Origin of the sequence: Microbacterium sp. H83 (genome assembly GCF_001650405.1) — a bacterium.
Classification (GTDB): Bacteria; Actinomycetota; Actinomycetes; order Actinomycetales; family Microbacteriaceae; genus Microbacterium.
Genome location: NZ_LWCU01000056.1, coordinates 96,754 through 118,150 on the forward strand (window position 1 = coordinate 96,754; position 21,397 = coordinate 118,150).

General features: G+C 70.0%; 21 protein-coding genes. 9 read left to right on the plus strand and 12 right to left on the minus strand.

Annotation, left to right across the window (positions count from 1 at the left end):
* Window positions 1-48: 48 nt before the first annotated feature.
* Window positions 49-1,284: an aminotransferase class V-fold PLP-dependent enzyme gene (locus A4X16_RS17210; protein WP_067123220.1), complete on the minus strand. Its 1,236-nt coding sequence runs from the start codon at window positions 1,282-1,284 to the stop codon at window positions 49-51.
* A 167-nt stretch (window positions 1,285-1,451) separates the two neighbouring features.
* Here A4X16_RS17210 and A4X16_RS17215 point away from each other — a divergent pair, with 167 nt between their 5' ends.
* Complete coding sequence (locus A4X16_RS17215; RefSeq protein ID WP_067123223.1) at window positions 1,452-2,153, plus strand: FadR/GntR family transcriptional regulator; 702 nt, start codon at window positions 1,452-1,454, stop codon at window positions 2,151-2,153.
* Window positions 2,154-2,191: 38 nt separating this feature from the next.
* On the opposite strand, the gene A4X16_RS17220 is transcribed toward A4X16_RS17215, so the two are convergent.
* The 7 genes from A4X16_RS17220 to A4X16_RS17250 all read right to left on the minus strand — a co-directional run bounded on the left by A4X16_RS17220 (window position 2,192) and on the right by A4X16_RS17250 (window position 8,396).
* Window positions 2,192-2,707 (minus strand): glycine cleavage system protein R, encoded by a 516-nt coding sequence (locus tag A4X16_RS17220; protein ID WP_067123226.1) that lies wholly within the window; start codon window positions 2,705-2,707, stop codon window positions 2,192-2,194.
* Window positions 2,708-2,750: 43 nt separating this feature from the next.
* Window positions 2,751-4,028 carry an MATE family efflux transporter gene (locus A4X16_RS17225; protein WP_067123229.1) on the minus strand — a complete coding sequence of 426 codons (1,278 nt, stop codon included), beginning with the start codon at window positions 4,026-4,028 and terminating at the stop codon, window positions 2,751-2,753.
* A 198-nt stretch (window positions 4,029-4,226) separates the two neighbouring features.
* Window positions 4,227-5,285, minus strand: coding sequence for a PLP-dependent cysteine synthase family protein (locus A4X16_RS17230; RefSeq protein WP_067123232.1), 1,059 nt, complete (start codon window positions 5,283-5,285; stop codon window positions 4,227-4,229).
* Between the two features lie 20 nt (window positions 5,286-5,305).
* Window positions 5,306-6,115, minus strand: a complete 810-nt coding sequence (locus A4X16_RS17235; RefSeq protein ID WP_067123235.1) for a hypothetical protein — start codon at window positions 6,113-6,115, stop codon at window positions 5,306-5,308.
* 67 nt (window positions 6,116-6,182) lie between these two features.
* Window positions 6,183-6,986 carry a GntR family transcriptional regulator gene (locus A4X16_RS17240; RefSeq protein WP_067123239.1) on the minus strand — a complete coding sequence of 268 codons (804 nt, stop codon included), beginning with the start codon at window positions 6,984-6,986 and terminating at the stop codon, window positions 6,183-6,185.
* Between the two features lies 1 nt (window position 6,987).
* Window positions 6,988-7,392 (minus strand): D-ribose pyranase, encoded by a 405-nt coding sequence (gene rbsD / locus A4X16_RS17245; protein ID WP_067123241.1) that lies wholly within the window; start codon window positions 7,390-7,392, stop codon window positions 6,988-6,990.
* A gap of 53 nt (window positions 7,393-7,445) precedes the next feature.
* Window positions 7,446-8,396: a ribokinase gene (locus A4X16_RS17250; RefSeq protein WP_067123244.1), complete on the minus strand. Its 951-nt coding sequence runs from the start codon at window positions 8,394-8,396 to the stop codon at window positions 7,446-7,448.
* Between the two features lie 108 nt (window positions 8,397-8,504).
* On the opposite strand from A4X16_RS17250, the gene A4X16_RS17255 reads away from it, so the two are divergent.
* A complete protein-coding gene (locus A4X16_RS17255) occupies window positions 8,505-9,167 on the plus strand; it encodes a transaldolase family protein (protein ID WP_067123246.1) in 663 nt (220 codons plus the stop codon).
* A 20-nt stretch (window positions 9,168-9,187) separates the two neighbouring features.
* On the opposite strand, the gene A4X16_RS17260 is transcribed toward A4X16_RS17255, so the two are convergent.
* The gene (locus tag A4X16_RS17260) at window positions 9,188-9,865 is read right to left on the minus strand and encodes a FadR/GntR family transcriptional regulator (RefSeq protein ID WP_067123248.1); all 678 of its coding nucleotides are present in this window, start codon (window positions 9,863-9,865) and stop codon (window positions 9,188-9,190) included.
* Between the two features lie 46 nt (window positions 9,866-9,911).
* On the opposite strand from A4X16_RS17260, the gene A4X16_RS17265 reads away from it, so the two are divergent.
* Window positions 9,912-10,877, plus strand: a complete 966-nt coding sequence (locus tag A4X16_RS17265) for an amidohydrolase family protein (protein WP_067123251.1) — start codon at window positions 9,912-9,914, stop codon at window positions 10,875-10,877.
* A gap of 58 nt (window positions 10,878-10,935) precedes the next feature.
* On the opposite strand, the gene A4X16_RS17270 is transcribed toward A4X16_RS17265, so the two are convergent.
* Together A4X16_RS17270 and A4X16_RS17275 are read right to left on the minus strand one after the other, a co-directional pair.
* The gene (locus A4X16_RS17270; protein WP_067123300.1) at window positions 10,936-11,694 is read right to left on the minus strand and encodes an SDR family NAD(P)-dependent oxidoreductase; all 759 of its coding nucleotides are present in this window, start codon (window positions 11,692-11,694) and stop codon (window positions 10,936-10,938) included.
* On the minus strand, window positions 11,691-12,551 hold the full coding sequence (locus A4X16_RS17275) for a fumarylacetoacetate hydrolase family protein (RefSeq protein WP_067123254.1): 861 nt from the start codon (window positions 12,549-12,551) through the stop codon (window positions 11,691-11,693). Before A4X16_RS17275 ends, A4X16_RS17270 begins: the two co-directional genes overlap by 4 nt.
* 135 nt (window positions 12,552-12,686) lie before the next feature.
* Here A4X16_RS17275 and A4X16_RS17280 point away from each other — a divergent pair, with 135 nt between their 5' ends.
* Together A4X16_RS17280 and A4X16_RS17285 are read left to right on the plus strand one after the other, a co-directional pair.
* Window positions 12,687-13,982, plus strand: coding sequence for an L-fuconate dehydratase (locus A4X16_RS17280; RefSeq protein ID WP_067123257.1), 1,296 nt, complete (start codon window positions 12,687-12,689; stop codon window positions 13,980-13,982).
* Window positions 13,983-14,058: 76 nt separating this feature from the next.
* Window positions 14,059-15,021, plus strand: coding sequence for an aldo/keto reductase (locus A4X16_RS17285; RefSeq protein WP_067123260.1), 963 nt, complete (start codon window positions 14,059-14,061; stop codon window positions 15,019-15,021).
* A gap of 123 nt (window positions 15,022-15,144) precedes the next feature.
* Here A4X16_RS17285 and A4X16_RS17290 read toward each other — a convergent pair whose 3' ends face one another.
* The gene (locus A4X16_RS17290; protein WP_067123303.1) at window positions 15,145-16,146 is read right to left on the minus strand and encodes a LacI family DNA-binding transcriptional regulator; all 1,002 of its coding nucleotides are present in this window, start codon (window positions 16,144-16,146) and stop codon (window positions 15,145-15,147) included.
* Window positions 16,147-16,293: 147 nt separating this feature from the next.
* Here A4X16_RS17290 and A4X16_RS17295 point away from each other — a divergent pair, with 147 nt between their 5' ends.
* The 4 genes from A4X16_RS17295 (at window position 16,294) to A4X16_RS17310 (ending at window position 20,966) form a co-directional block, all read left to right on the plus strand.
* Window positions 16,294-17,163 carry a sugar phosphate isomerase/epimerase family protein gene (locus A4X16_RS17295; RefSeq protein ID WP_067123262.1) on the plus strand — a complete coding sequence of 290 codons (870 nt, stop codon included), beginning with the start codon at window positions 16,294-16,296 and terminating at the stop codon, window positions 17,161-17,163.
* Between the two features lie 214 nt (window positions 17,164-17,377).
* Window positions 17,378-18,880, plus strand: coding sequence for a sugar ABC transporter ATP-binding protein (locus A4X16_RS17300; protein WP_067123265.1), 1,503 nt, complete (start codon window positions 17,378-17,380; stop codon window positions 18,878-18,880).
* Entirely contained in the window at window positions 18,880-19,911 is a 1,032-nt protein-coding gene (locus A4X16_RS17305; RefSeq protein WP_197491875.1) for an ABC transporter permease, read from the plus strand. The genes A4X16_RS17300 and A4X16_RS17305 overlap by 1 nt, the downstream gene beginning before the upstream one ends.
* Before the next feature lie 53 nt (window positions 19,912-19,964).
* The gene (locus tag A4X16_RS17310) at window positions 19,965-20,966 is read left to right on the plus strand and encodes an ABC transporter substrate-binding protein (protein ID WP_067123268.1); all 1,002 of its coding nucleotides are present in this window, start codon (window positions 19,965-19,967) and stop codon (window positions 20,964-20,966) included.
* Window positions 20,967-21,397: the final 431 nt, after the last annotated feature.

Below are 21,397 nucleotides of genomic sequence, written 5' to 3' on the forward strand. Positions count from 1 at the left end.
GGTGACTCGGGTGGTGGGTGATTCGGGTGGTGGGTGGTGAGGTGGCGGTCAGGAGACGACGACCGAGTCGGCGGTGCGGATGCCGGCGCGACGCAGGATCTGCGGGATGCAGCGCTCGACGAAGGCCTCGAAGTCGGAGGCCTCGGTGTAGAGGTGCGCCGAGAGACGGAAGTAGCCGATGCCGCGGAAGCTGGTGAACGCGGTCTCGACGCCGGTCTCGTCGAGCAGGTCCATGCGCAGCGCGTCGGCCTCCTCGCGCGTGGAGCCGAGTCCTAGGGGCAGGCGCACGAGGCGCATCGACGGCACGGGGGACGGCAGCGGGGTGAGCGGGTCGACGTCGGCGAAGGGGCGGAACCCCTCGGCGATGATCTCGGCACCGGCATCCGCCATCTGCGCCATGGCGACGCGCGCGGCGTCCCAGCCGAACTCGGACTCGATGAAGTCGATCGCGGCAGGGGTGGCGAGGTACGTCGTGGCGTCGATCGTCCCCTGCGTGTCGAAGCGCTGCGGGTACGGCTCGTTCGCGGCCCACGAGTCGATGAGCGGCCAGAGCTCCTCGCGGTCGGGAGCCTGGGTCACCAGCAGCGCCGAGCCGCGCGGGGCGCACGGCCACTTGTGCAGGTTGCCGAACCACCAGTCACCGCCGGCCGCGGCGGCCGCGTCGGCGATGAGTCCGGGCGCGTGGGCGCCGTCGACGAGGGTGCGCACCCCGTACTCGGTCGCGAGCTCGGCGATGCGGCGGGTGGGCAGCAGTCGGGCGGTGGGAGAGGTGATCTGGTCGACGACGATCAGGCGGGTGCGGGTCGAGATCGCGTCGGCGAAGCGCTGCACCACCTCGTCGTCCGAGGCGAGCAGCGGCAGCTCGACGGCGCGGACGGATGCTCCGAAGCGGCGGGCCAGGCGCTGCGCGCCCATCGTGATCGCGCCGTAGCCCTGATCGGTGACGAGGATCTCGTCGCCGCTCTCGAGGCGCATCGCGTTGTAGACGACGGTGGCGGCGGCGGAGGCGTTGGGGACGAAGACGCTGTCCTCCGCGCGGGCGCCGACGAACGGAGCCGTGCGCTCGCGGGCGGCGCCGACGCGCTCGGCGATGCGCGGGAACCACTCGACCGGGCTCAGGTCCGCGCGCCGGCGCAGGGCATCCTGCTGCTCCACGACAGCCGTGGGCACGGCGCCGAACGATCCGTGGTTGAGGTGGATCACCTCGGGGTCCAAGGGCCAGGCGTCGCGCGCTCTGACGCCGGAGTTCAGCGTGAGCGGTGCGGGGAACAACGGTGCGGGCATCGGTCCTCATCGGTGAGTGTCGGGGGAGTTGTTGCACAACTTTGCCACACGGGTTTCGAAATAGCCACGAAACCTCGAAGATGAAACATAGTTGTCATACGAATTTGCCGACATGTCTGCATCCGTCAGACTCACAGGTGGGGTGGGGGATGTCAGAGAGGATGACGATGAGCGCCTTGGACACGGCTCTGCACGGCCTGCGCGCGCTGATCGCCGACGGGGCGCTGCGCCCGGGGGACCGGCTGCCCAGCGAGGGCGAGCTGTGCGAGACGCTCGGCGTCTCCCGCGGATCCCTGCGGGAGGCGATCCGGATGCTGGCCGCCCTCGGCGTGCTCGAGACGCGCCACGGATCGGGCAGCTACGTCGGCGAGCTGCGGGCGGCCGACCTCATCGGGAGCCTCTCGCTCACGGTCGGGCTGCTGCCGATGGCCGGGGTGCTCGAGCTCACCGAGCTGCGCCGCGTGCTCGAGCCGCACGCGGCTGCGCTCGCCGCCGCGCGCATCGGCGCCGACACGATCGAGGAGCTCGGCCGTGTGCTCGACGAGATCGAGGGAAGCGACGACTTCGAACTGCACTCGCGGCTCGACCACCAGTTCCACATGACGATCTCTGAGGTCGCGGGCAACGACGCCCTCACGAGCCTGATCGACGTGCTGCGCTCACGGTCGCGCGCGTACCGGATCCCGGATGCCGGCGACGCGGCGGAGCTCAAGCTCCACTCGGATGCCGGGCACCGGGCGATCCTGCGCGGTCTCGCGGCGGCTGATCCCGTGGCGGCATCGGCTGCGGCATCCGCCCACGTCGCCTACACCGAGTACTGGGTTCGCCGGTACTCGGACGACGCCGAACCGGTCACCGGACAGGACTGAACCGGGCTCCGACGCCCCTTCCGCGCACGTCGCCCCGGTCAGGCCAGAGTGATGTCGACCTGGACCTCGGTGGCGATGCGCTCGAGGTCGCGGCGCAGGGCCTCGAGGTCGACGGACGAGGGGACACGGGCGACGACGGATGCCTCGAACAGGCGTCCCCCGGCCATCGCGGCATCCCGTGTCTCGGTCGCGAGCTCCTCGATGCTGAGGTCGTGGGCGTTCAGCACGCCAGACACCTCGCGCACGATGCCGGGGCGGTCGTTGCCCAGCACCTGGATCTCGAGCACGCGCTCCTCGGCGTCCGGGGCGGTCGTCGCTCCCGTGCGCACCGCGAGGGTGAGCAGGCCCTGACCCTGGAGCTCCCGGAGCGCGGTCTGCAGTCCGTCCGAGTGCTCGGGCGGCACGGAGACCTCGATCACGCCGGCGAAGGTCCCGGCGAGCTCGGCGAGAGAGCTGTTCTCCCAGTTGCCGCCATGGGCGTCGACGACATCGGCGACCGCCGCGACGAGTCCGGGACGATCGGCACCCGCGACAGTGAGGATGAGAGTAGTCATGCGGCCAGCGTAGCCGGGGGCTCGGGGCGGATGGTCGTTGCGATCACTCGACGCGCGAGGTCAGCGAGCGGTGACGCCATGCGAACCAGGAGACCAGGAGCGGGATCACGGCGATCAGCCACGATGCCGGTCCGCTGAAGGCGATGGCGAGGATGCCTCCGCCCGCCGCGCTGAGTCCCGCGCACAACGACTTGGCGAGCAGCTCGCCGAAGCCGGAGAGCACGGCAGGTCGCGTGATCGACACCCCCTGCAGCGAGGCGCGGAGGAGGAAGACGAGCGCCACCATGGGGTAGAACGGCGCCGATGCGTGCAGGTACGTCGCCGCGGTGTCGAGAACCGTGGGGTCGGCATCGGTCACGAAGCCGGCCGCGAAGCGCTCGGCGAAGGCGACGACCACCACGCTCTCCAGGGACGCGAGCGCCACGCACAGGATGCTCGCCTGACGCACTCCCTGTCGCACGCGAGCCGGCGCCTGCGCCCCGGCGTTCTGCGCGCAGTAGACGACCATGCAGATGCCGAACGCCGCGAGCGGGGCCAGGGCGAAGCCTTCGATGCGCATCCCGATGGAGACGCCCGCGATGGTGGCCGCGCCGAGCGAGTTCGCGGCGACCTGAAGCAGCACGTTCCCGACGCCGATGCCCGCGGACTGGAACGCCATCGCGGCGCCCTGTCGACCCTGGACACCTGCTCCTCGGAGACGCGGCCACGCCTGCGGGCGCAGGTGGGGATGGGAGCGGAGCAGGACGAGGAGGCTCGCCGCGGCCGTGCACAATCCGGCACTCTGGGTCGCGAGGGCCGCACCGAGCACGCCCATTCCCGCGCCGGCGACGAGCCACAGGGCGGCGAGGGCGTTCACCGCGCCGCTGAAGAGCATGATCACGGTCGGGCGGGTGCTGTCGCCCAGACCGCGGATCGCGTGGGTGCAGAAGTTGCCGAACGCCGTGAGCGGCAGGCCGATGCAGAACACGAGATAGAAGATCGTGGCATCGGGGAGGATCTCCGCGGGCACCCTGATGAGCGCCAGCACCGGCGGAGCAGCGAGGGCGAGTGCCGCCCCGAGCATCCCCGAGACCGCGACGGCGACGAGCGCACCGGTCCAGAAGCGCCGCGACGATTCGCCGTCGTCGCCGGCGCCATGCGCCTGGGCGAGCGCGATCGCCAGTCCCGCCGTGAACGCGAAGACGGTTCCGAACAGGAAGGAGATGAGACCGAACGATGCTCCCACGGCTGCGAGTCCGTCTTCCCCGACGAACCGGCCGAGGATCAGAGCGTCGATCGTGAAGTACGACTGCTGGATGACGTTGCCGATCCAGATCGGCACGATGAACCGAAGGATGCCGCGCCAGGGGGCGCCCTCCAGAAGGGGGCGGCTTCTCGGCGGTCGTTCTCGGGTGCGGGGCATCGGATCCAGCGATCGCGGGCGGTGACGGCGCCGTCATGCGCCGTCACCGAGGATATTCAGCCGAGACCGATGTTCCGATATGGGATCAGCGCCGACCCCCGCATCGGCGGGTAGCCGTCAGTCGGCCCATTCCCCGGACTCGAGGAAGTGCTCCAGGCGGGCGCGGTGCGGGGCGAGGTCCCAGCCCTGCTCGGCGACCCAGTCGTCGGAGTAGTAGGTGCCTGCGTAGCGCACGCCGCTGTCGCAGATCAGGGTCACCACGCTCCCGGTCTCGCCGGCTGCCCGCATCCGCGCGATGAGCTGGAAGGCGCCGTACAGGTTCGTGCCGGTCGACCCGCCCGTCCAGTGCAGAGTGCGCTCCCGCAGCAGCCGGATGGCCGCGACCGACCCGGCATCCGGCACCTGGATCATCTCGTGGATGACCGTGGGCACGAACGACGGCTCGACCTGCGGGCGACCGATGCCCTCGATGCGGCTCGGGCGCCCGGGCGCGGGGTCGACCGTACCGGCCCATCCGTCGTAGAAGGCGGAGCCCTCGGGGTCGACGACCGCGATCTGCGTGTCGTGGCGGCGATACTTCACATAGCGCCCGAAGGTCGCGCTGGTGCCGCCGGTGCCGGCGCCGACGACGATCCACCGGGGGATCGGATGCCGCTCCTGCGCCAGCTGGCTGAAGACGCTCTCGGCGATGTTGTTGTTGCCGCGCCAGTCGGTCGCGCGCTCCGCGTACGTGAACTGGTCGAGGTAGTGGCCGTGGCAGTCGGCGGCCAGGCGCCGGGCTTCGGGCGACATGTCCTCGGCGCGGTCCACGAAGTGGCAGGTGCCGCCGTAGAACTCGATGAGGTCGATCTTCTCCTGGCTGGTCGACCGGGGGACCACGGTCACGAACGGCAGCCCCAGCATCCGCGCGAAGTAGGCCTCGGAGACCGCCGTCGATCCGCTCGACGACTCGACGAGCGTCGAGTGCTCGGTGATGCGGCCGTTCACGAGACCGTAGAGGATGAGCGAGCGCGCGAGCCGGTGCTTCAGCGACCCCGTGGGGTGCACGGACTCGTCCTTCAGGTACAGGTCGATGCCCCACTCGGACGGCAGCGGGAACAGGTGCAGATGCGTGTCGGCGCTGCGGTTGGCGTCGGCTTCCAGCAGGGCGATCGCGGTGCTGGTCCAGTCGCTCATCCTTCGAGCGTATCGCCCGCTCACCTCGGGGTGTAGCCGCCTTCGCCGGTGTCTCCGTCGTAGGTGAACACCTCGTTCTCGAGCGTGATCCGGATGTCGTCGCCGAGCGGCTGCTGCGCGAGCAGGCGCTCCTCGAGCATCAGCATCCGCTCCTCGTACTCCTGCGCCTGCGCGGCGTCGACGCCCCAGATCGTGGCGACCTTCATGTCGGTGAGGAAATAGAGGAAGGCCGAGACGGCGGTGCGGTTGAAGTCGTTGTCGGGGATGCTCTGCCAGAGCGCGCCGCTGTCGCGGAGCCGCTTGTACTCGTCGGCCTTGGCCTCGAGGAGATCGGCGATCTCCGCCCCGGCCGCGGCATCCGGACCGTCGGCGTCGTCGGACGGAGCATCGGACGGCTCGCTCGACGGGGCGTCGGTCGGGTCGTCGCTCGGCGGCTGGACGAGGGGCGTCGGGGTCGCGACCGGCGAGGCGGACCCCGGCCCGGATGCCGCGACGAGGCCGATGATCAGGCCGATGGCGACGACGGAGAGGGCGACCAGCCCGCCGACGATGCCGAGGATCAGACCGACGTTGCGGGAGCCCGACCGCGCAGGCGGAGGAGCGACGCTCGACAGCGGGTATGCCGCGGCTCCGTACGGAGGCTGCTGCGGGTAGCCGGGCTGCTGCGGGTAGGCGGGCTGCTGCGGGTAGCCGGGCTGCTGCGGGTAGCCGGCATAGGGCGGCACGGATGCCGGGTACGACGGCGTGGCGCCCGCGGGCTGCGGCGGGATCACATGCTCGGGCGGTACGACGTGCTCCGGCTGCTGTCCGGCGTCCTGGTCCTGCGTCATCGTGACGGCTCCCCCCGAAGTCCTGCCGCGATCCGCGGCACGGGGACCAGAGTAGCCGAGCCCCGGGTCAGCCGACGGTGCCGGCGCGGGACGTGCTGCCGTCGTCGTCGACGTGCAGCAGCGACGCCTGGGACTGCTCCTGCTGCAGCTGGAACTCGAAGCGCGAGCGATCGCCGCGGTGGTGCGCCACGAAGTACTCGATCGGGATGCCGTCGGCGCCGCGGCTCACGCTGCGCAGCCGCAGCAGCGCCGACCCGGCGCTCACCCCGAGGTGCTGCGCCTGATCGTGCGTCGCGACGGTCGCCTCCGCGGAGCGGACGCCGTTCGTGGCGACGACGCCGTGCTCGCCGAGCAGCCGGTACAGCGACGCCTCCGACAGGTCGACGCCCAGGGTGACGACGCCGACCGATTCCGGCATCCAGGTGGTGGAGAGCGACCAGGGCTCGCCGTCGACGTGGCGGAGGCGCTCGAGCACCACGACCGGGGATCCCGGCTCGATGGCGAGGGCGGCGGCCACCTCCTCGTCGGCGAGCGCCGGCTCGTGCCGCAGCACGTCGCTGTGCACGTGGCCGCCGCGACGCTCGACGTCGTCGTACAGACCGACCAGCGTGTGCACGAGACTCTCGCTCGTGCGGGGGCGCGACACGAAGGTGCCCTTGCCCTTGACGCGTTCGACCAGGCCCTCGTGCTCGAGCTGTGCGAGCGCCTGACGCACGACCGTGCGCGAGATGCCGTATCGCTCGCAGAGCCGGTGCTCGCCCGGCAGCGGGTCGCCCGGCTGCAGCCCGTCCCGCGAGATCCCGTCGATGATCAGCTGACGCAGCTGGTCGTACATCGGAGCGGCGGAATGACGGTCGATCGCGTCGTTCATGTCAGTACGCCACTCCCGCGTGCAGGATCACGTTCGCGTAGGGGGTGAACTCGCCCGAGCGCACGAACGCCCTGGCCGACTGCGTGAGCTTCTTGAACTCGACGTGCGGGATGAGCTCGATCTCGAAGTCCTGATCGGCGAAGCGCTCGCGCAGGGCCTCGAGCACCTCGGGACTCTTCTCGGCGACCTCCGCCGAGACGGTCGCCCCTTCGACGACCAGCTCGGCGAGCACGGTGTCGAGCACATCGAGGAACGCGGGTGCGCCGGGGCGGTAGGCGAGGTCGATGCGCTCCGAACCGGGCGGGATGGGCAGACCGGCGTCGGTCACGACCAGGAGGTCGGTGTGCCCCGTCTCGCTGATGACCCGGGACAGCGCGGGGTTGATGGTGGTGGCGGTCTTGCGCATGATGCTCCTCGAGGATGCGGCGGTGCGGGCGCGGCGGTGCGGATGCCGGTTGGTCAGGCGGCTTCGCGCTCCGCCAGGAACGCGTCGACCTCGGCGCGCAGCGGCAGGCTCGGCGACGCGCCCTGCTTGGTCACGGCGAGGGCGCCGGCGGCGGTCGCCAGTCGGACGGCGTCGGAGAGCGTGCTCCCGTTCGCGAGCGCCGCGCCGAGATATCCGGCGTACGCGTCGCCCGCGGCCGTGGTGTCGACGGCCTCGACGGGGAAGGGCGCGATCACGGTCGAGCCCTCGGCCGTCACGACGCACGATCCCTGACCGGCGAGCGTGATCACGGCCGCGCCGACGCCTCGGTCGAGGAACCAGCGCCCGGCCTCGGCGGCACTCGCCGCGTCGGTGACCTCGATGCCGCTGAGCAGCGACGCCTCGGTCTCGTTGGGGGTGACGATGTCGATGCTCCGCCACACCTCGTCGGGCAGCGGGGCGGCGGGGGCGGGGTCGAGGATCACGGTCATGCCGTGCTCGCGGCCCCGTGCGGTGATGTGGGCGGTCAGGGCCGACGGGGTCTCGAGCTGGGTGAGCAGCACCGACGTGGTCGGGGCGAGCGCGGCGAGGGCGGCGTCGATCTGCTCGGCGCTGAGCGCGGCGTTGGCGAGCGGCACCATGACGATGTCGTTCTGGGCGGAGGCGTCGACGCGGATGTGCGCGATGCCCGTGGGGCCCGGCACCGTGCGCAGGTGCTCGAGGTCGACGCCGGCGTCGCCGAGGCCGTCGACGACGAGGTCGTGGAAGAGGTCGTCGCCCACGCATCCGACGAAGCTCGTGCGTGCACCCGAGCGCCCGGCGGCGACCGCCTGGTTCGCTCCCTTGCCGCCGAGCATGAGGGTGAACTGATCGCCGAGGATCGTCTCGCCGCGTGCCGGCAGGCGGGTGGAGAACGTCGTGACGTCGGCGGTCACGCTGCCGACGATGACCACGCCGCTGCGATCCGTCGAGCTGGTCGGGGTCATGGCGCTCCTGATCGTCGTCGACCCGCGGCGCTTTGACTTCGGCCCGCGGCTGTCATTACATTAGCCGAATCCGAACCTGTAACGACAGGTTGTCCCCGAGGAGACCCGATGACGTCGCTCGCCCCCCGCCTGTACGTCGACAGCGCTGACGTCGACCGGATCTCGCCGCTGCTCGCCGCCGGCGTGGTGCACGGCGTCACGACCAACCCGACGATCCTCGAGCGCGGCGGCCGCACCGCCGCCGAGATCCCCGACCTCTACGCGCGGTGGTCCGACGAGGGCGCGCGCGAGATCTTCTTCCAGACCTGGGGCGGCGACACCGCATCGTTCCTCCGCAATGCAGAGGGCATCCGCGCGCTCGGCGACCGCGTCGCGGTGAAGGTCCCGGCGACGCGCGACGGCTTCGCCGCGGCATCCGCCCTCGTCCGTGACGGGGCGACCGTGCTCGTGACCGCCGTCTACTCGGTCGCGCAGGCGCTCGCCTGCGCGACGATCGGGGCGCACTACATCGCCCCGTACCTCGGACGCATGCGCGACGCGGGACTCGACGGCGACGCGGTCATCGCGCGGATGCAGGAGGTCTGCGCCGGCAGCGCCTCGAACGTGCTGGCCGCGAGCCTGCGCTCGCCCGACGACATCACGGGGCTCCGCCTCGCCGGCATCCCCTACTTCACGGCGGCTCCCGACGTGATCGAGCGCACCCTGTCGCATGACGTCAGCGACAGCTCGGCGGCCGAGTTCGACGCCGCGATGGTGCGTCTCGGGGCCTGACCCGGGAACGGCGGATGCCGTCAGGCGGTCGCCGCCTGGCGCAGCCACCGCTCGACGCCGGCGATGTGCGCCGTCGCGAGGGACGTCGCGAGCGACGGGTCGCGCTGCGCGATGGCATCCGCGATCGCTCGATGCTCGGAGAGCGTGCGCTCGGCGGCGCCGCCCTCGGTGAGCCCGCGCCACACCCGCGCGCGCACGGTCTGGCTGCTCAGGTGCTCGATCAGGCTCGCGAGATAGGCGTTCCCCGACATCGCGACGATCGCGCGGTGGAAGCGGATGTCGTGCTCGACGAGATCCTCGATCGTGACCGAGGCGTCGATCGCGTCGATCTCGCGCGCGAGCTCGACGATCTGCTCGTCGGAGCCGAGGGTCGCCGCGAGGCCGGTGGCCTGCGACTCCAGCATCCGCCGCACCGCGAAGATCTCGAGCATCGAGTCGTCGTCGTGCATGTCGACGACGAAGGAGATGGCCTCCAGCAGCAGATGCGGCTCGAGGCTCGTGACGTAGGTGCCGTCGCCGCGACGCACGTCGAGCACCCGGATCACCTCGAGCGCCTTGACCGCCTCGCGCATGGAGTTGCGCGACAGGCCGAGCCTCTCGGACAGCTCCTTCTCGGGAGGGAGGCGGTCGCCGGGCGAGAGCTCGCCGGACACGATCATCGCCTTGATCTTCTCGATCGCCTCGTCGGTCACAGCCATGGCGTCATCCTAGCGATTGATCGGATGTCTGAGGCAGGATGGGGGCATGCGCGTACTCGATTCGCACCTGCACCTCTGGGATCCCGAGCTCCTGCACTACGAATGGCTCGAGGGGCCGCTCGCCTGGCTCTTCGGCGAGACCGAGATCGGGCAGGCTCGACTCGCGCGCGCGACCGACGAGAAGGCCGTGTTCGTGCAGGCCGAGACGGTCGAGGACGACTTCCTCGAGGAGGTGCGGTGGGTCGCCGGTCTCGCGCCGCGCATCGCGGTCGTCGGGATCGTCGCCGGAGCACGACTCGACCGCGGCACCGACACCACCGCGCACCTGGAGGGGCTCGAGGCCGAGCGCCTCGTCGTCGGGGTGCGCCACAATCTGCAGGGCGAACCCGACGGCACGGCCGTCTCGGCGGCGTTCGTCACGGGCGCGCGCGAGGTCGCGGCGCGGGGATGGACGTTCGACGCCTGCATCCGCTCGTCGCAGCTGCCGGAGATCTCGCGCCTGGCCGGAGCCGTGCCCGAGCTCCGCATCGTGCTCGACCACCTGGGCAAGCCAGAGGTGGGCACCGCCGAGGCCCCGCTGGTGCCGACCGCGGAATGGGTGCGCGACCTCGACGACCTCGCGCGTCGGTCGAACGCCTGGTGCAAGCTCTCCGGGCTGCCGGGCGAGGCCGGGGGCGACTGGTCGCCCGAGCAGCTCGAGCCGTTCCTCGACGCGGCGGCCGACGCGTTCGGCGCGGATCGCCTGATGTGGGGGAGCGACTGGCCGGTGTCGGTCATCGGTCCCGCCGAGGAGGGCGACCCGCACGCCCCGGCGGACGGATCGGCGACGTACCAGCCGACGGCGCGAAGCCGGTGGGCGGATGCGGTCGCCGACTGGGCCGAGCGCCGCGGACACGACCTCGACGCCCTGTTCCGCACCAACGCCGAGCAGTTCTATCGGATCGGGGAGCGACCGCATCCCGTCGAGGAGGCTCGTCCGCGGCGGGGGCTGTTCGGCTGGCTGCGGGGCTGAGTCCGGTCCGGGTCGTCTCCGACCCGGGTGCGTGACCGCAGACCGGGCCCCGGGGCGGTCAGCTGCCGACGGGACGGAGGCGCAGCTGCGCCATGCCGCCGTCGACCTCGATGAACGTGCCGGTCGTCGATCCGGCATCCGGCGAGACCAGGTACGCGACCGCGGCGGCGACCTCGTCGGGCGAGACCAGGCGCCCGTGCGGCTGCCGCGCCTCCAGCGCCGCGCGCTCGGCGGCGGGGTCGTCGGCCGAGTCGAGCAGGCGCCCGACCCAGGGGGTGTCCGCCGTCCCGGGATTGACGGCGTTGACGCGGATGCCTTCGCGCAGGTGGTCGGCGGCCATCGCGCGGGTCAGCGCCGAGACGGCGCCCTTCGACGCGCTGTAGAGCGCGCGCTGCGGGAGTCCGGTGGTGGAGGCGATGGATGCCGTGTTGCAGACGGCCGCGCTGGGCGACTTCCGCAGCCACGGCAGCGCCGCCGAGGTCACGCGGGCGATGCCGGTCACGTTGATCGAGAGCACGCGGGCCCACTCGGCGTCGTCGTTGGCCGAGATGTCGCCCTGGGCGCCGACGCCGGCGTTGTTCACCACGATGTCGATGCGGCCGAAGCGCTCGGCGACGGCATCCACCGCGGCGTCCACCGATGCCCTGTCCGACACGTCGGCCGTGAACGCCGCGAACGCGGCATCCGCCCCCGTCGTGTCGCGGTCGAGCACGGCGATCTGCGCGCCGTCGGTGTGGAGGCGGGCCGCGATGGCCGCGCCGATGCCGGATGCGCCGCCGGTCACGATCGCGACGAGTCCGTCCAGTGCGCCGCTCATCGGGTCGCCTCCCATGCCACGAACTCCTGTCGCTGCCGGCCGAGTCCGTCGATCTCGACCTCGACCACGTCGCCCGGCGCGATGTAGGGGAAGTCGCCCGACAGGGCGACGCCCTGCGGGGTGCCGGTGAGGATGAGGTCGCCGGGCTCGAGCGTCACGTACTGCGACAGGTGGTGCACGATGTGCTCCACGGTGAAGATCATGTCGCTCGTGTCCGAGTCCTGGCGCGGTTCGCCGTTCACGAAGCTGCGCAGACCCAGCGCGCGGTGGTCGATCTCGTCGGGCGTGACGAGCCACGGACCGGTCGGGTTGAATCCGGCCGCGATCTTGCCCTTCGACCACTGGCCCCCGGACACCGCCATCTGGAAGTCGCGCTCGGAGACGTCGTTCGCGAGCACGAAGCCGGCGACGTGCGCCAGCGACTCGTCGGGGGAGTCGAGGTAGGCGGTGCGGGTGCCGATGACGATGCCGAGCTCGACCTCCCAGTCGGTCTTCACGCTGCCGCGCGGGATCGTGACGGTGTCGTTCGGTCCGACGACGGTGTTCGGCGTCTTCAGGAAGAGGATCGGGATCTTCGGCGGCTCGGACCCGGACTCGGCCGCGTGCGCCGCGTAGTTCATGCCGATGCAGATGACCGCGCTCGGGCGTGCGATCGGCGCGCCGATGCGCAGCGCGGACGCGTTCCCGAGCTCGGGGAGCTCGCCGGCGTCTCGTGCGGCGGTGACCCGTGCGCGGAAGTCGGAGGCGAGGAAGTCGCCGTTGACATCGGATGTCAGCGAACGGAGATCGAGGTGGCGATCGCCCTCGACGAGGACGGGGATCTCAGCGCCGACGGCGCCTAGACGTGCGAACTTCATGTCTCTCCTGATCGGTGGGGTGATCGTGATTGCGGATCCAGAGCTGGGGGCCCGGTCTCGTTGACAGTATAGACATCCGATGTTTACACTCCAAGGGATCCGCACGAATCCCCGACTCGTGCCCGAGAGGAACCCGTGAGCCGCATCGTCGCCCTCGACACGACCGACATCCGCTTCCCCACGTCGCTGAGTCTCGACGGGTCGGATGCCATGAACCCCGACCCCGACTACTCGGCGGCATACGTCATCGTGCGGACGGATGCCGGCGACGGCGTCGAGGGGCACGCCTTCGTGTTCACGATCGGGCGCGGCAACGACGTGCAGGTCGCCGCGATCGACGCGCTCGCGGGTCATCTCGTCGGCCGGGAGGTCGAGCCGCTGCTCGACGACATGGGCGGGACGTTCCGCGACATCATCGGCGACTCGCAGCTGCGCTGGCTCGGCCCGGAGAAGGGCGTCATGCACATGGCGATCGGCGCCGTGATCAACGCCCTGTGGGACATCAAGGCCAAGCGCGCCGGCCTCCCGCTCTGGCAGCTGCTCGCCCGGATGACGCCCGAGGAGATCGTCGGCCTGGTCGACTTCCGCTACCTCACCAATGCACTCACGCCGGAGGAGGCGCTGGAGATCCTGCGCGCGGCGGAGCCCGGCCGTCTCGACCGCGAGGCCGAGCTGCTCGCGACCGGCTACCCCGGATACACGACGAGCCCCGGATGGCTGGGCTACTCCGATGAGAAGCTCGAGCGCCTTGCCCGCGAGGCCATGGCCGACGGCTTCACGCAGATCAAGCTCAAGGTCGGCGCCGACCTCGACGACGACATCCGGCGGTTCCGCAAGGCCCGCGAGGTCTGCGGTCCCGACTTCCCCATCGCGATCGACGCCAACCAGCGATGGGAGGTGTCGGAGGCGATCGAGTGGGTGAACGCGCTCGCCGAGTTCCACCCCGCCTGGATCGAAGAGCCGACGAGCCCCGACGATGTGCTGGGGCACGCGGAGATCGCCCGCGGCGTGGCGCCCATCCGGGTCGCGACCGGCGAGCACGCGCAGAACCGGGTGATCTTCAAGCAGCTGCTCCAGGCCGAGGCGATCTCGGTCATGCAGATCGACGCCGTCCGCGTCGCCGGCGTCAACGAGAACATCGCCAACCTCCTGCTCGCGGCCAAGTTCGGCGTGCCCGTCTGCCCGCACGCCGGTGGCGTCGGCCTGTGCGAGGCCGTGCAGCACCTGTCGATGTTCGACTTCGTCGCGGTCACCGGCACGCGCGAGGGTCGCATGATCGAGTTCGTCGATCACCTGCACGAGCACTTCGTCGTGCCGACCGACATCCGCGGCGGGTCGTACATGGCCCCCACCGAGCCCGGCGCCGGTATGGAGATGAAGGCCGACAGCGTCGCGACCTACACGTGGACGGGCGAGCATGTCGGCGTCTGACGGCGGGACCGGGTCCATCCGGGGGGCCGACACACCGGATGACGGACGTCGGCCGCAGAACAGTCCGACGGGTGGCGTGTCGGCCCCCGGGCTGGACGTCCCGGCCCTCGGATACGGCGCCGCGAACGTCGGCAACCTGTTCCGCGCGCTGAGCGACGACGACGCGTGGGCCGTGCTGGAGGCGGCGTGGGACAGCGGCATCCGCTACTTCGACACCGCCCCGCACTACGGCCTCGGCCTGTCGGAGCGGCGTCTCGGAGCGTTCCTCCAGACGAAGCCGCGCGACGAGTACGTGCTGTCGACCAAGGTCGGGCGGCTGCTGCGGCCGAACCCCGACCACGACGGCGGCCTCGACACCGCGAACGACTTCCACGTGCCCGACGACCTCCGTCGCGAGTGGGACTTCTCGGCCGACGGCATCCGCACATCCCTCGAGGAATCGCGCGAACGGCTGGGCATCGAGCGCATCGACCTGCTGTATCTGCACGACCCGGAGCGTCACGACCTCGACCTCGCGCTCGCCGAGGCGCTGCCCGCGCTCGAGCAGCTGCGCGACGGCGGGGAGGTCGCGGCCGTCGGCATCGGCTCGATGGTGTCGGATGCTCTCGCGGCGGCCGTGCGATCGGCCGACCTCGACCTGGTCATGGTCGCGGGGCGGTACACGCTGCTCGAGCAGCCGGCATCGGCCGAGGTGCTCCCGGCCTGCCGCGAGACCGGCACGGGCATCGTCGCGGCATCCGTGTTCAACTCCGGACTGCTGGCGTCGAGCGAGCCGCGGCGCGACGGTCGATACGAGTACGGGCAGCTGCCCGACGAGCTGTGGGAGCGCCTGCAGCGCATCGGCCGGGTGTGCGCCGCACACGACGTGCCGCTTCCCGCGGCGGCCGTGCAGTTCCCGCTCCGGTCCGACACCGTGCGGTCCGTCGTGGTGGGCGGGAGTCGGCCGGTGCAGCTGCGGCAGAACGCGGAGTACGCCGCGCTCGACATCCCGGCCGCACTGTGGGAGGAGCTCGCGGCGGAAGGGCTGATCCCGGCCTGAGCCGTTCTGATTCCGGCCCGACGTCGTGCACGATTCAGCATGAGCGCGCCCAGGCGACGGGTATCGGCCTCGATATGAGCTCTGACCCGAATTCCTGCTGAGGTGTGTACCAGGACGGAGCGTTCAGCGCCCGACGGTCGACTCGCGCACGACGAGCTCGGCCGCGAACGGCGTGGGTTCGGGCAGCGGCGCCGCCGGATCGGCGAGCTGTCGCAGCAGCGCCGCGCCCGCGGCCCGGCCGATCTCGTAGCCGGGCTGCCGCACGCTGGTCAGCGGCACGACGGTCTGGTGCGCCTGGGCGACGTCGTCGAAGCCGACGAGGGCGACGTCCTCAGGCACGCGGATGCCGTGGCGCAGCAGCTGCGTGAGCACGCCGATCGCGACCATGTCGTTCGCCGCGAAGATCGCGTCGGGGCGCTCGGATGCCGGGAGCGCCGCGATCCGGGCGCCGACCTCCAGGCCGTCCTCGGTCGCCAGGTGCGCGACGTCCTGCTCGTCGACGGTGGCGGACGACCCGGCGACGGCGTCGCGCAGGCCGCGACGGCGATCCTCGGACTGGCTGACGGTCGGCGACCCGATGAACAGGATCCGGCGGCGGCCGAGCGACAGCAGGTGCTCGCCGGCCAGTCGCCCGCCGCCGACGTCGTCGAAGAGGATCGACCCGACGGTGGCGGACTCGCGGATGGGCCCGACCACGACCGAGCGGATGCCGCGGTCGGCGAGCAGCTCGAGCCGCGGCACCACGTCGTCGAGAGGGTAGATCACGATGCCCTGCACGCGGTGCGCCTCGAACATGTCGATGTTGCGTCGTTCGAGAGCGGCGTCGCGGTTGCTGTTGCTGAAGAACAGCGACCATCCGCCTTCACGCGCGACGTCCTCGACCCCGCGGGACAGCTCGTGGAAGTACGGCAGCCACGCATCGAGCAGGATGAGAGCGAGGGCCTTGCTGGAGCCCGCGCGCAGCTGCCGCGCCGATTCGTTGGGCACGTACCCGAGTTGCTCGATCGCCGAGCGCACCCGCTCGGCGCTGGCCTCGCCGAGCACGTGCGGGTGGTTCAGGTAGTTCGAGACGGTCGACGACGACACTCCGGCGAGGGCGGCGACGTCTTTGACGCTGGCTGGCATGGACATCACAGTAACGCAGGGATTGGCACGTTCCAACAAAATGCTTGACAGCCGTTCCACGCGGCGCATAGCGTGTCCTCCACGCGAACTTGTAACGTGCCAAGTTCCCGAGGCGACGGTGCCGGACACCCGCCTCTGAGAGGTCTCATGAACATCGGATGCCACGGACTCGTGTGGACCGGACACTTCGACGCCGACGGCATCCGTCTCTCGGTCGAGAAGACCAAGCAGGCGGGATTCGACCTCATCGAGTTCCCCCTGATGGATCCCTTCTCGTTCGACGTCGCCGCCGCGAAGAGCGCTCTCGACGAGCACGGTCTGGCGGTGAGCGCATCGCTGGGGCTGTCGGGGGCGACGGACGTCACGAGCTCGGATCCCGAGGTCGTCGCGGCCGGCGAGGCGCTGCTCCTGCGGGCCGTCGACGTGCTCGCCGACCTCGGCGGCACGCACTTCTGCGGCGTGATCTACAGCGCCATGCAGAAGTACATGGAGCCGGTCACTCCCGAAGGTCTCGAGAGCAGCCGCCGCACGATCGCACGCGTCGCCGACCACGCGGCCGAGCGCGGGGTGTCGGTCGCCCTCGAGGTCGTGAACCGCTACGAGACGAACGTGCTCAACACCGCGCGCCAGGCGCTCGACTACCTCGCCGCTGTCGACCGGCCGAACCTCGGCATCCACCTCGACACGTACCACATGAACATCGAGGAGTCGGATATGTTCGCGCCCGTCTTGGATGCGGCTCCGAGCCTCCGCTACGTGCACATCGGCGAGAGCCATCGCGGCTATCTCGGCACCGGGACGGTCGACTTCGACACGTTCTTCAAGGCGCTCGGCCGGATCGACTACGACGGGCCGATCGTGTTCGAATCCTTCTCGTCTGCGGTGGTCGCCCCCGACCTCAGCCGGATGCTGGGAATCTGGCGCAACCTGTGGACCGACAACGACGAGCTCGGAGCCCACGCGAACGCGTACATCCGCGACAAGCTCGTCGCGGTCGACTCCATCCGGCTGCACTGACGGCATCCTCCGAAGCATCCGTCGGCATCCGTCGGCATCCCTCGGCATCGGCGAACCTGTGGCCAACTTGTTATTACAGGTCTTCCCTTCCGACGCCCGTCTTAGATACATTTAGGTACATCTTGCGGTGAGGGTACCGTAGGACGCAGAATTGATCCGATGTTTCCACCCGCAGAGGCATCGCGATACGACCTTCAAGGAAGCAGGTGAGCCCATGAGTGGCCCCATTCTCAGAGTGGAGGGGATCAGCAAGGGATTCCCGGGTGTCCAGGCGCTCAAGGACGTGCATCTCGAGGTGCGCGCCGGCGAGGTGCTGGTCCTCGTGGGAGAGAACGGCGCGGGCAAGTCCACGCTGATGAAGATCCTCTCCGGGATCTACACCAAGGACGAGGGCACCATCACGTTCGAGGGTGAGGAGGTCGAGCTCACCAGCCCGCTGCAGGCGCAGCAGCTCGGCATCACGATCATCCACCAGGAGCTGAACCTGATGCCCGACCTCACGGTCGCGCAGAACATCTTCGTGGGGCGCGAGCCCACCACGGGGCCGTTCCTGTCGGAGCGCAAGCTCAACGCGCAGACGGCCGAGCTGCTGCAGCGACTGGGCATCCGCCTCGACCCACGGCAGCTGGTCGGCGAGCTCACGGTCGCCGAGCAGCAGATGGTCGAGATCGCGAAGGCGCTGTCCTTCAACGCCAAGGTGCTCATCATGGACGAGCCGACCTCCGCGCTCACCGACTCCGAGGTCGAGACGCTCTTCCTCCTGATCGAGCAGCTGCGCTCCTCCGGTACCGGCATCGTCTACATCTCGCACCGCATGGACGAGCTGCGTCGCCTGGCCGACCGCGTGACGGTGCTGCGAGACGGCACATACATCGGATCACTGGACAAGCAGGAGATCACGATCCCGAAGATCATCGAGATGATGGTCGGCCGCGTGATCGACGAGGGAACGCGCCCGCAGGCTCGAGAGCACGCGAACGACCCCGTGGTGCTCGACGTGCAGGGCCTGTCGACGAAGACGCTCCTGAAGGACGTGTCGTTCCAGCTGCACAAGGGCGAGATCCTCGGGTTCGCCGGCCTCATGGGCGCGGGGCGCACCGAGACCGCGCGCGCCATCATCGGCGCCGACCACCGCGACGCCGGGACGATCACCATCGGCGGCCGCGACGTGCGGATCACGCAGCCCGCGGATGCCGTGAAGCACGGCGTCGGCTACCTCTCGGAGGACCGCAAGCTCCTCGGCCTCATGCTCGAGCAGGACGTGACGTTCAACACCGTGCTCGCCTCCCTCGGGTCGTACGCGAACGGGATCGGCTGGATGGGTGACGGCAAGGCCAAGAACCGCACCAAGGAGTACGTCCAGCAGCTGCGCGTCAAGACGCCCTCGGTCAATCAGGTCGTCAAGCTGCTCTCCGGAGGCAACCAGCAGAAGGTCGTCATCGCCCGGTGGCTGATGCGCGACTGCGACATCCTCATCTTCGACGAGCCGACCCGAGGGATCGACGTCGGCGCGAAGGAGGAGATCTACCGCCTGATGCAGCAGCTCGCCGATCAGGGAAAGTCCATCATCGTCATCTCGTCGGAGCTGCCGGAGATCCTCCGAGTGGCGAACCGCATCGCGGTCTTCGCCAACGGACGCATCACCGGCACACTCCGCAACGAGGACGCCAGCCAGGAGAAGATCATGCAACTCGCAGCCCACGGAGAGGAAGACTGATGAGCGCTCCGCAGAACGGATCGTCCACGACGACGATCATCCAGACCGCCGTCGACGAGAACACCGACAAGCGCGACGTCGCCGGCTTCCTGAAGCGCCAGGTCCAGCAGTCCCTCGCGTTCGGCACCCTGATCGTGCTCGTGCTGTTCTTCTCGATCGCCAGCCCGAACTTCTTCACGTTCAGCAACATCGCGACCGTGCTGCTGTCGACGGCCGTCATCGGCATCCTCGCCCTCGGCACCACCTTCGTGATCATCACCGGCGGCATCGACCTGTCGATCGGAACCGGCATGGCGCTGTGCGCGGTGATGACCGGCGTCATCGTCACGAACATGGGGCTGCCGGTGTGGATCGGCGTCATCGGCGGCGTCCTCACCGGCGTGCTGATGGGACTCGTGAACGGCATCAACATCACGTTCCTGCGCCTGCCGCCGTTCATCGCGACCCTCGCGATGATGATGATCGCCGGCGGCCTCGCCCTCGTGATCTCGAACGTCGCGCCGATCTACTTCTCGACCTCGGCCCCCGACTTCAAGAAGATCGCCCTCGGCGTGATCGTCCCCGGCATCCCGAACGCCGTGCTCATCACCGCCGCCCTCGCGGTCGTGGCGTGGCTCGTGCTGTCGAAGACCCTGCTCGGTCGCTACACCTTCGCGATCGGATCGAACGAGGAGGCCACCCGCCTCTCGGGCGTGAACACCCGCCGCTGGACGATCTTCATCTACATGTTCGCCGGCGCCTTCACCGGTGTCGCGGGCATCGTGATCGCCTCCCGACTGGACTCGGCGCAGCCGCAGATCGGCATGGGATACGAGCTGCAGGCCATCGCGGCCGTGATCATCGGCGGCACCTCGCTGCTCGGCGGACGCGGCTCGATCCTCGGCACCGTCATCGGCGCGCTCATCATGAGCGTGCTCGTCAACGGCCTGCGCATCATGTCGATCCAGACCGAATGGCAGAACATCGTCGTCGGCATCGTCGTGCTGCTCGCCGTGTTCCTCGACTCGCTGCGCAACCGCCAGCGCACCTGACCCCCAACCGTCGGCCCCGGCCGGCACCCACCACAGAGAACAATGGAGTTTCCATGAAATTCGGCAAGAAGACCGCATTCGCGGCACTCGTGGCCGCATCCGCCCTCGTCTTCGCGGGCTGTGCAGGCGGTGGCGACGTCATCGAAGAAGGCAGCGGCGGCAGCGGAGGCAGCGGCGACGGCGAGATGTACATCGCCCTCGTCTCGAAGGGCTTCCAGCACCAGTTCTGGCAGGCCGTCAAGAAGGGCGCGGAGCAGAAGGCCGAGGAGCTCGGCGTGCGCATCACGTTCGAGGGACCGGCCGCCGAGACCGAGATCGCACAGCAGCTCGAGATGCTCACCAGCGCCATCGACAAGAACCCGAACGCCATCGCCTACGCCGCCCTCGACCCCGAGGCGTGCGTCGCCCCGCTCGAGCAGGCGAAGTCGAAGGACATCCCGGTCGTCTACTTCGACGCCCCGTGCAACGGCGACGTGGGCCTGAGCCTCGCCGCCACCGACAGCAAGGTCGCCGGAGCGCTCGCGGCCGAGCACATGGCGGAGCTCATCGGCGGATCGGGCAAGGTCGCGATCGTGGGCCACTCGCAGATCAACTCGACCGGTGTCGAACGTCGTGACGGCTTCGTCGAGAAGATCGAGTCGGACTACCCCGACATCGAGATCGTCGACATCCAGTACGGCGACGGCGACCACCTGAAGTCGGCTGACATCGCCAAGACCCTCATCGCCGCGAACCCCGACCTCAAGGGCATCTACGGCACCAACGAGGGCTCCGCGATCGGCATCGTCAACGCGGTGAACGAGCTGGGTCTCGAGAAGGGCAAGATCAAGATCGTCGGCTTCGACTCGGGCGCGGCCCAGATCAACGCGATCAAGGACGGCACGATGGCCGGCGCCATCACGCAGGACCCGATCGGCATCGGCGCGCAGGTCGTGCAGGCGGCCTACGACGCGGCCAACGGCGACTCGGTCGACGAGTTCTACGACACGGGTTCGTACTGGTACGACAGCACGAACCTCGAGGACGACAAGATCGCCGCCGTCCTCTACGAGTGACCTGAGCGGCACGCAGAGAGCCCCTCGCCTTCGGGCGGGGGGCTCTTTCATGTCTGTCGGGGCCGGGTGCGGCTCGGTTCGGGCTGTCGGTGCGGGCTCGCGGTGCGGGCTCGGACGGCTGGGCGGGGGGTCTGGTGCCGGGGACGGATAGCTGGTGCATGCTCGGATAGCTGGTGCATGYCGGRACWGGCTGRRTGGRCATGCAKACGAGATCTGGGCATGCACTGGTGCGGATGTCGGGGGACGGATGCCGAAGAGCGGGTGCCGGGCGCCGGGCAGCGAATGGCTGATGCATGCTCGGATCGCTGGTGCATGCCGGGACAGGCTGGGTGGGCATGCAGACGAGATCTGRGCATGCACTGGCGCGGATGGCGGATGCCGGGGCGGAAGCCCGGGGGCGGATGCCCGGGGCGGAAGCCGGATGCCGGAGC

What these genes read in the sequence shown, in the direction of transcription:
- A4X16_RS17210 (WP_067123220.1), bottom strand. Translation starts at nt 1,284, where the DNA reads ATGCCCGCACCGTTGTTCCCCGCACCGCTCACGCTGAACTCCGGCGTC.
- A4X16_RS17215 (WP_067123223.1), top strand. Translation starts at nt 1,452, where the DNA reads ATGAGCGCCTTGGACACGGCTCTGCACGGCCTGCGCGCGCTGATCGCC.
- A4X16_RS17220 (WP_067123226.1), bottom strand. Translation starts at nt 2,707, where the DNA reads ATGACTACTCTCATCCTCACTGTCGCGGGTGCCGATCGTCCCGGACTC.
- A4X16_RS17230 (WP_067123232.1), bottom strand. Translation starts at nt 5,285, where the DNA reads ATGAGCGACTGGACCAGCACCGCGATCGCCCTGCTGGAAGCCGACGCC.
- A4X16_RS17235 (WP_067123235.1), bottom strand. Translation starts at nt 6,115, where the DNA reads ATGACGCAGGACCAGGACGCCGGACAGCAGCCGGAGCACGTCGTACCG.
- A4X16_RS17240 (WP_067123239.1), bottom strand. Translation starts at nt 6,986, where the DNA reads ATGAACGACGCGATCGACCGTCATTCCGCCGCTCCGATGTACGACCAG.
- rbsD (WP_067123241.1), bottom strand. Translation starts at nt 7,392, where the DNA reads ATGCGCAAGACCGCCACCACCATCAACCCCGCGCTGTCCCGGGTCATC.
- A4X16_RS17250 (WP_067123244.1), bottom strand. Translation starts at nt 8,396, where the DNA reads ATGACCCCGACCAGCTCGACGGATCGCAGCGGCGTGGTCATCGTCGGC.
- A4X16_RS17255 (WP_067123246.1), top strand. Translation starts at nt 8,505, where the DNA reads ATGACGTCGCTCGCCCCCCGCCTGTACGTCGACAGCGCTGACGTCGAC.
- A4X16_RS17260 (WP_067123248.1), bottom strand. Translation starts at nt 9,865, where the DNA reads ATGGCTGTGACCGACGAGGCGATCGAGAAGATCAAGGCGATGATCGTG.
- A4X16_RS17265 (WP_067123251.1), top strand. Translation starts at nt 9,912, where the DNA reads ATGCGCGTACTCGATTCGCACCTGCACCTCTGGGATCCCGAGCTCCTG.
- A4X16_RS17270 (WP_067123300.1), bottom strand. Translation starts at nt 11,694, where the DNA reads ATGAGCGGCGCACTGGACGGACTCGTCGCGATCGTGACCGGCGGCGCA.
- A4X16_RS17275 (WP_067123254.1), bottom strand. Translation starts at nt 12,551, where the DNA reads ATGAAGTTCGCACGTCTAGGCGCCGTCGGCGCTGAGATCCCCGTCCTC.
- A4X16_RS17290 (WP_067123303.1), bottom strand. Translation starts at nt 16,146, where the DNA reads ATGCCAGCCAGCGTCAAAGACGTCGCCGCCCTCGCCGGAGTGTCGTCG.
- A4X16_RS17295 (WP_067123262.1), top strand. Translation starts at nt 16,294, where the DNA reads ATGAACATCGGATGCCACGGACTCGTGTGGACCGGACACTTCGACGCC.
- A4X16_RS17300 (WP_067123265.1), top strand. Translation starts at nt 17,378, where the DNA reads ATGAGTGGCCCCATTCTCAGAGTGGAGGGGATCAGCAAGGGATTCCCG.
- A4X16_RS17305 (WP_197491875.1), top strand. Translation starts at nt 18,880, where the DNA reads ATGAGCGCTCCGCAGAACGGATCGTCCACGACGACGATCATCCAGACC.
- A4X16_RS17310 (WP_067123268.1), top strand. Translation starts at nt 19,965, where the DNA reads ATGAAATTCGGCAAGAAGACCGCATTCGCGGCACTCGTGGCCGCATCC.